Source organism: Microcoleus sp. T3_B1, from assembly GCF_036700445.1.
Classification (GTDB): Bacteria; Cyanobacteriota; Cyanobacteriia; order Cyanobacteriales; family Microcoleaceae; genus Microcoleus.
The window spans coordinates 92,850-99,950 of record NZ_JAUBOX010000021.1 but is presented as its reverse complement, the minus strand read 5'-3'; the positions used below and the strand labels follow the sequence as shown (position 1 = coordinate 99,950).

At 47.6% G+C, this 7,101-nt stretch carries 7 protein-coding genes; 2 read left to right on the top strand and 5 right to left on the bottom strand.

What is annotated here, in order from left to right; translation table 11 throughout:
* Positions 1-267: 267 nt before the first annotated feature.
* Positions 268-1,488: an FtsW/RodA/SpoVE family cell cycle protein gene (locus QT990_RS14190; RefSeq protein ID WP_333145169.1), complete on the bottom strand. Its 1,221-nt coding sequence runs from the start codon at positions 1,486-1,488 to the stop codon at positions 268-270.
* Between the two features lie 36 nt (positions 1,489-1,524).
* Here QT990_RS14190 and QT990_RS14185 point away from each other — a divergent pair, with 36 nt between their 5' ends.
* Positions 1,525-1,947: an EamA family transporter gene (locus QT990_RS14185; protein WP_333145170.1), complete on the top strand. Its 423-nt coding sequence runs from the start codon at positions 1,525-1,527 to the stop codon at positions 1,945-1,947.
* Positions 1,948-2,183: 236 nt separating this feature from the next.
* Here the strand turns inward: QT990_RS14185 and QT990_RS14180 are convergent, their stop codons facing one another.
* The 3 genes from QT990_RS14180 to apcA form a co-directional block, all read right to left on the bottom strand.
* Positions 2,184-2,387 carry a phycobilisome linker polypeptide gene (locus QT990_RS14180; RefSeq protein ID WP_006634929.1) on the bottom strand — a complete coding sequence of 68 codons (204 nt, stop codon included), beginning with the start codon at positions 2,385-2,387 and terminating at the stop codon, positions 2,184-2,186.
* 340 nt (positions 2,388-2,727) lie between these two features.
* Positions 2,728-3,213 carry an allophycocyanin subunit beta gene (apcB, locus tag QT990_RS14175; RefSeq protein WP_006634930.1) on the bottom strand — a complete coding sequence of 162 codons (486 nt, stop codon included), beginning with the start codon at positions 3,211-3,213 and terminating at the stop codon, positions 2,728-2,730.
* A gap of 176 nt (positions 3,214-3,389) precedes the next feature.
* Positions 3,390-3,875, bottom strand: a complete 486-nt coding sequence (gene apcA / locus QT990_RS14170) for an allophycocyanin subunit alpha (protein ID WP_333036136.1) — start codon at positions 3,873-3,875, stop codon at positions 3,390-3,392.
* A 1,059-nt stretch (positions 3,876-4,934) separates the two neighbouring features.
* On the opposite strand from apcA, the gene QT990_RS14165 reads away from it, so the two are divergent.
* Positions 4,935-6,167, top strand: coding sequence for a hypothetical protein (locus QT990_RS14165; protein ID WP_333145172.1), 1,233 nt, complete (start codon positions 4,935-4,937; stop codon positions 6,165-6,167).
* Positions 6,168-6,447: 280 nt separating this feature from the next.
* Here QT990_RS14165 and QT990_RS14160 read toward each other — a convergent pair whose 3' ends face one another.
* Entirely contained in the window at positions 6,448-7,032 is a 585-nt protein-coding gene (locus QT990_RS14160; protein ID WP_333465360.1) for an endonuclease dU, read from the bottom strand.
* Between the last annotated feature and the right edge of the window lie 69 nt (positions 7,033-7,101).

The window sequence follows — 7,101 nt, the reverse complement described above, 5'->3', positions numbered from 1 at the left end:
AGTTTTTATCAGCTATTACTCGTTACCAGGATCTGCCTGGTAACGCAGATCCGGAGGCTCCGCCTCCAATTTGCCCCAGCAAGAGACGGGCGGAAATAGTCGAGCGTTAGTTTTTATCAGCTATTACTCGTTACCAGGATCTGCCTGGTAACGCAGATCCGGAGGCTCCGCCTCCAATTTGCCCCCGCAAGAATCGAGGCTCTTCCTCTGGGTATTGGCTCGCAGGCAGATCCTGGAAGTTAATCGGGTGTGTTTACTATTGACAAATTATTCAGTTTGTGTATTGCCGTTGTTCGATCGCAAATTCGGCTTTTCCGGCTTCCCTCTGCGTCCATCCAAAGAAACCACATCAGCCTCAGAACTCTCTCTAGCCACCCGAATCAGCAACCCTGACAACAACAAACTTGCCAACATCGAAGAACCCCCGTAACTAAAAAACGGCAGCGGCAAACCCGTAGTCGGCAAAACCCCCGTCGCCACCCCAATATTCAGCAGCGACTGTCCCACCATCACCACCATCACCCCAATCGCCACCAACTGACTCTCAATATTCCGGGCCCGCGTCGCCACCCTCAAAGCCACAGTAGAGTAAGCCGCCAACATCAGCAACAGCGAGAAACCTCCCACCAAACCAAACTCCTCAGCAAACACAGCAAAAATAAAATCGCTGTACTGAATCGGCAAATAAAATAACTTTTGCTGCGACATCCCCAAACCCACACCCCAAATGCCCCCTGAACCGACAGCCAGCAGACTTTGAATCAACTGATAGCCGTCTTGCATCGGGTCAGCCCAAGGATTGAGAAAAGACATAATCCGGCGGCGCTGATATTCCCTCAAACTAATACTTAAAACCGCTAAAAGCATTCCCCCCATAGCCGTTGCGCCCAACTGCAAGTAAGGCAAGCCCGCAGCCAAAGCCACCAACCACAAAGTCATCCCGCACAAAGCCGTGGTACTTAAATTCGGCTGCAACAAAATTCCCAAAAGCATTGCACCGAAAATTAACAGCCAAGTTAAGCGAACTTTATTCGTCAACCGGGACCAGTTGCCGAAAATGCGGGCGCTTTGGAGAACAAAAAACGGCTTGATCAACTCAGAAGGTTGAATAATCGGAACCGGGCCCAAAGATATCCAGCGAGTCGCCCCGTTTATAGTGGTTCCCACCCCCGGAACTAAGGTCAGCCACAGCAATCCCAGCAGCAACAAAACGCCTAACTGAGCTGTTTTCAGCAGGTACCGCAGGGGGGAGTATACCATCAAGTTAAAACCTGCCAGCCCGATCGCCACTGCGATTAGCTGTCGTTTAAAATAATAAAGGCCGTCTCCAAATTCATAATTTGCAATGGGATAGGAAGCCGAAAACAATGCTGTCAGCCCGACAAACAGCCACAGAAAAGTCAGCCACCTCAGCCACCGAGCCTCAGCGGCCCATTGAGAGGCGCTGGGGTCAAAAAAGGGAATCAAGCGTCGAATGTCATTAGCCATAGGATTTTAGAATGCTCTCAATAAACTCTAACAAAGATGGCTAAAGTACCAGATTGGTTAATTTACGCATTAATCTGTTCGCTATTATATGGTTTGTGGGGATTTTTTGGCAATTTAGCGACTAAATATATTGACTACAAAACAGCTTTTGTTTATGAAGCAATTGGCGCTATCTTAACTACTTTATTTATTATTATCAAAACTAATAATTTTAGTTTTGAGGGAGATGTTAGGGGAATTTTGTTTGCCATGTTAGTTGGCGTTTGTGGCACTGTGGCCTCATTAGTATTTTTTATAGCCCTTGGCAAAGGTGAAGTTGCCAATGTAGTGAGTGTTACGTCTATCTACCCGCTGATTACTATATTATTATCGTCTTTATTCTTGAAAGAGGCTATTACGTTACCACAAATGCTTGCTGTTTTGTTAGCGATAATCGCAGTTATACTGTCTTCTTATTGAAATATTTGTCAATGATGAGATTAACAACGCTGGACATTCTTCCTTCTACTAGAGGAATCCTAAATGATTCAGATAAATTTGTAGGGGTAGTGCTAAGAGTGCCTACCCCCTATCTATCGGGCAACCACGGGGGATTGCCCCTACAATAATTATGCAAATGATGCGAGGATTGCTATATAACAACAAAAAAGAGGTCATCGCGACCTCTTACCCCTCTACTAATCCAGCTTCGGCTCTTAAAGTAAACCTGTATTAGCTCCGGGCTTACCGGTAGCCAGTTGCACTTTAATAATTCTGCCGCCCATTTTCATAATTCTTTGCTGTTCCCGGAACCAGTTGTCGTAAGGAACGAGCTTAGTAAAATAGGTATTTTGCAATTCGCGCTGAGTGCGGATGCGAGTTTGACTTGGGACGCAAGCAGTCACCTTAAACATTCTCATGGGAAACTAACTCCTGAGTAGGTTTACAGATTATTAGATGGATTTTTTAAAGATTGAAGGCAGGGAGTTAGGAGTCAAAACTAGCTCGTTAAAACTCGTCGGGCTTTCTCGACAAGCCTTTGACGGTCTAGCAATCACTCTCAACTTCCCTGACCTCTTTTCAAAGTCAAAGGTAAAAAGTCCAAAGTAAAAAGTAAAAAGTTAAAAGAGGCAAGAAATAAATCTTCTTCCTTCTTCCGACTTCCATCGGACTGAAATCTGTTACATCCGTTACATCCGTTACATCCGTTACAGAATCCGTTGCCGAACTTCCTTCTTCCTTCTTCCTTCTTCCTGAGTCTTAGCTCAAGCCAGAGCAGATGTAGTCGAAATAGACGCCCATTTCTTTACCAGCGTCAGAACCGACCAAACCGGCGGTGACTTCTTTCATTGCTTGGATTGCTTGTACGGTAGAACCGATGGGCACGCCCAAGGAGTTGTAGGTTTCTTTCAAACCGTTGAGCACGCGCTCATCGAGGATGGAAGGGTCGCCAGCCAACATAGCGTAGGTGGCATAGCGCAGGTAGTAGTCCAAGTCGCGGATGCAAGCTGCATAACGACGAGTGGTGTACATATTGCCGCCGGGACGAGTTACATCAGAGTACAACAGAGACTTAGCAACTGCTTCTTTGACGATTGTGGCTGCATTAGCGCTGATGGCGGTAGCGGCGCGGACGCGCAGTTCGCCAGAAGCAAAGTAGTTCTTGAGCTTGTCTAGAGCGCTGATGTCGAGGTACTTACCTTGAACGTCAGAGGAATTGATAACGGCGGTAATTGCGTCTTGCATGGTTGTCTTGTTTCCTAGAAAGTGGCTGAGTCAGTCCAATTTTGGAGCGAGAATTTGGGATTTGGGATTTGGGATTTGAGATTTTTAAGTAGACGCTTATCTGCAAAAGCTTGTAGCTTGTTACCAGTAACGCCCAATTTTTCAATCTAAAATCGAAAACCTAAAATCGAAATTCCTTACTGCATCGCACCGATAACGTAGTCGAAGTAGGAGGAAGCTTCGGAAGCATCTTCTCCAGACAGCAGCGAGCTTGCTGCATTTTTCATAGCGCGAACGCCTTCGGCGACGGCTTCAATCGGGGTGCCGAGAGATTTGTACATTTCGCGGACGCCGACAATACCGATTTCTTCGATCGGAGTAATGTCGCCAGCTACGATTCCGTAGGTAATCAAACGCAGGTAGTAGTCCATGTCGCGCAAGCAAGTTGCGGTCATTTCTTCGCCGTAAGCGTTGCCGCCGGGAGAAACAATATCAGGGCGTTTTTGGAAAAGTTGGTCGCCTGCTTGTTTGACGATGCGTTCGCGGGATTCGCTCAAAATTTGGGCGATGCGGACGCGGCGTTCACCAGAGGTGACGAAGCTTTTGATCCGATCTAATTCACCTGGGCTCAAGTAGCGAGCTTCGGCGTCTGCGTTGACGATTGATTTGGTGACGATACTCATCTTGTGTGTACCCGCTGGATATTTTGCAATTGCGAACTGCTCCGCGCTGAGCTAGCGACGGCGGGCGCTTGCATCCCTTACCTTTCATGCTCAGGCAGGAGCTTTGACTCCGAAGGTCGGACTTTCCACAGCCAGCAACTGTTGAAGTTGTTGGGGGGCGGCTGCCTTCGGTGTTTGACGGCGCTTGTTCTTCACACCGGTGCGCTTGTGAGTGCCCGCACTAAGCCTGTCGCTTACAATACCATAAATGACTGATGCGATCTTTAATTTATGATAAAGATTGCAGCAGGCCACTTAGTGGCGATCGAGTGACTGTCGGACAGTTAGTAAGGATATTGCTCCTCGGACGCAACTACCTCTCGCAAGTATTTTGAGGCATTATGTTCACATTCTGAGTGTTACTGTAATAGTTTGTAACATTCCTTTTCATATTTGGGCCCTCGCTTGGGTCGGAAAAGTTAAAATTTCCCCGTTAAAAAATTGCTAAAATTATCTTGCAGCAATGGTTACAGGCGATATAGGCCTCGCGAGGGAGTTGTGACGGGCGAGGGCGCGAGGTTCAAAGGCTTGGCCCTGAGATGGAGGGAAGCGGGAGATGGGGGGAGACAGCGCGGAGACAGGGGCCAGATGTGCGATCGTCTCACATCTTGCACCATTCTCAATCAGTCTTGGACGGGCGGGATCTCTTGCCCAAGGCGTGTCAACTTAAGGTAAAACCGATAGTCCGTCAGGGGTTGAAACCCCTGCCTCAAAGCGAAAGTCCTCGCTTCCGAGGACTAATGAATGATTCAGTCCTCTTTTAGAGGACTTTCGCTATTAGACAGGGAATTCATTCCCTGGCGGACTGCCGGGTGAGCGGGAGGACTGGCGGACTAAAAGCTTAAGTTGACACCAATGTTTCCTACCCAACCCCTACTCCCCGCAAGAACACTCACTCTTTGTGTTTGTGGAACAGGCATCTTGCCTGTTCTCGATCGCGATGCCAGATATAAAATTATCGGAAATCATAACTTTCGAGCTTGTAGCTAGATTTGACTCTCACTTTAAATCTGGTGCGCCGTGAAAAGAAATCTATCAGCCCTTAAAAAAGCTTTACAGTTTGGCATTAGCGGTGCAGTCGGCGGTTTCGTCGGCAATCTAATCACCGAACCTTTCATGCAGCGACTCCCTGGTTCGGAATCTTTTTTTGACAGTGCTTTTTTTGACAGTGCTTTTTTTGACAGTGTATTGTCCACAGGTCGCTGGTTTGGGCTCGTAGGCGGTGGTATTGCTACGGCTATCATGTTCGGCTATTATTTCTATATCAAAGGCAAGCCTCAAATTAAACAAGCTTTAAAAAATGGCGGATTGTTTGGTTTAATTGCAGGAGCCATTTCTGGGGCGATCGCCGAAGGTATTTACAGCGGAATTGGCGACGGAAACAACGAATTATTGCGAGTCATTTGCTGGGGAATAGCTGGCAGTTTGTTAGGACTTGGACTTGCACAGCGGATTCCTAATTTGGGGGCGCTTCGCGGCATGGGAGGCGGCGGTGTTGGGGGCGTGTTGGGCGGCTGTTTGTTTATTCTGTTTGCTTACAATTTATCCGGTACCGCGGGTCGTTTAGCTGGCTGTGCTGCGATCGGTTTTTGGATTGGCATCATGTTGGTTGTAGCTGAAACTTTGTTCAACAAAGCTTGGCTGGTAATTAGTTACGATACCGGAGCAAATCGCACTCTCACTCTGGGCTCGGAACCCGTGACTTTTGGCAGTGATGAAAATTTGTCTATTATCTGCATTCCTAATGTTTCGCCCTTGGCGATGCGGTTTGAATTGGAAGCAGGTCAAATTGTTTGCGAGAATGTTGATAGCGGGGCGGTGAGTTATTTGCGATCGGGCGACCAAAAGAAAATCGGCAACTGTACAATTACAGTAGGAAACTCTGACTTGCCAGCCCCAACACCGACAAATCTTCCGCCTACCTTTATATCAGATCAGCCCGCAGTAAATTCTTTTACCAGCGGTCAATTTTCCCTGAAATTAGGAAGTCGAGTTATTCCTCTGACTGCGGGAACTCAACTATTCACCTCTGACATACCGAGTTTAACAGCCGCAGCATCTAACGGTCTTGTAGCTATAGTGACTTCTCGATCGAGAAACGAGCTTTCGTTAGGATTGACCAATTTGTCCGATCGCGCTTGGTGGGCTACAGACATTCAAGGCGATATAAAAATGGTAGAACCTGAAAGTACCCTAACTTTGGCGTTGGGAACTCAAATCGAATTCGGTGAAATTGACGGCGAGATTGTGTAAGTAAGTGAGTACAAACTCATCGAATAAAATCATTTACAATCAGCCTTTCCTGGGCGGGCTCTCCGGCCCAACCCCTACTCCCCACAAGAAAATTTAGTCGGTGTGGAACGGGCATCTTGCCCGTTCTTAACGGGAGCTCCGGCCCAACCCCTACTCCCCACAAGAAAATTTCCTCTTTGTGGAACGGGCATCTTGCCCGTTCTTAACAGGATATCCGGCCCACCGCACAAGAAAATTTCCTCTTTGTGGAACGGGCATCTTGCCCGTTCTTAACAACAATTCAAGCAGAACTTCCGCTAACTCCATTAATTACCGCCGCACCAATCAAATGAGCCAAACGCAAAGCTTCAGGAACTTTACCAGTGTCTGTCAAACGCTGGAGCACCCTCGCTATTACTTCGGGTTGTTCGCCGCACACTTGAAAAAAGAAAGGTTCAAAAGCGTGAATTTTACCAGCGCGGCGCAACAATTCTAAACGGTATTCCGAGTCGGGTAAATGGCGGAGAGCTTTTTCAACAGCAGCTAAATCTGGTTGGCGGCGCATGACAGCAACGCAAGGAATTTGCAGCCGCGATGCTAACTCGGGAAGGTCAATAACATTGAAGCCGCCGAAAGCAATTCCGTCGAGCAAAACCAGATGCAATTGCGGCAGAAATTTGCCTCCGAGCAGTAGCCCAGAAATAGCATCCGTGGCATCTAATCCGTCTGGGAGGACTTGTCCCCACACCATTCCTTCAAATCGAGTTCCCCCGCAGACTATGCCCGCGATCGACACCAGACTGCCGTTTGTACGAGAAAACGGAGCGTCGTCAAAGCCAATAACCTTAATTGTGCGATCGAGCCTCAGCAAATCTGCCAGTTTCAACTTGTGGAGTTCCCTAAGCTAAAGTTTGTGACATTAATTTGACTTCTAGATATAGTATCATATCCCTTA

Coding starts and splice junctions, on each gene's coding strand:
- QT990_RS14190 (WP_333145169.1), bottom strand. CDS start 1,488: ATGGCTAATGACATTCGACGCTTGATTCCCTTTTTTGACCCCAGCGCC.
- QT990_RS14185 (WP_333145170.1), top strand. CDS start 1,525: ATGGCTAAAGTACCAGATTGGTTAATTTACGCATTAATCTGTTCGCTA.
- QT990_RS14180 (WP_006634929.1), bottom strand. CDS start 2,387: ATGAGAATGTTTAAGGTGACTGCTTGCGTCCCAAGTCAAACTCGCATC.
- apcB (WP_006634930.1), bottom strand. CDS start 3,213: ATGCAAGACGCAATTACCGCCGTTATCAATTCCTCTGACGTTCAAGGT.
- apcA (WP_333036136.1), bottom strand. CDS start 3,875: ATGAGTATCGTCACCAAATCAATCGTCAACGCAGACGCCGAAGCTCGC.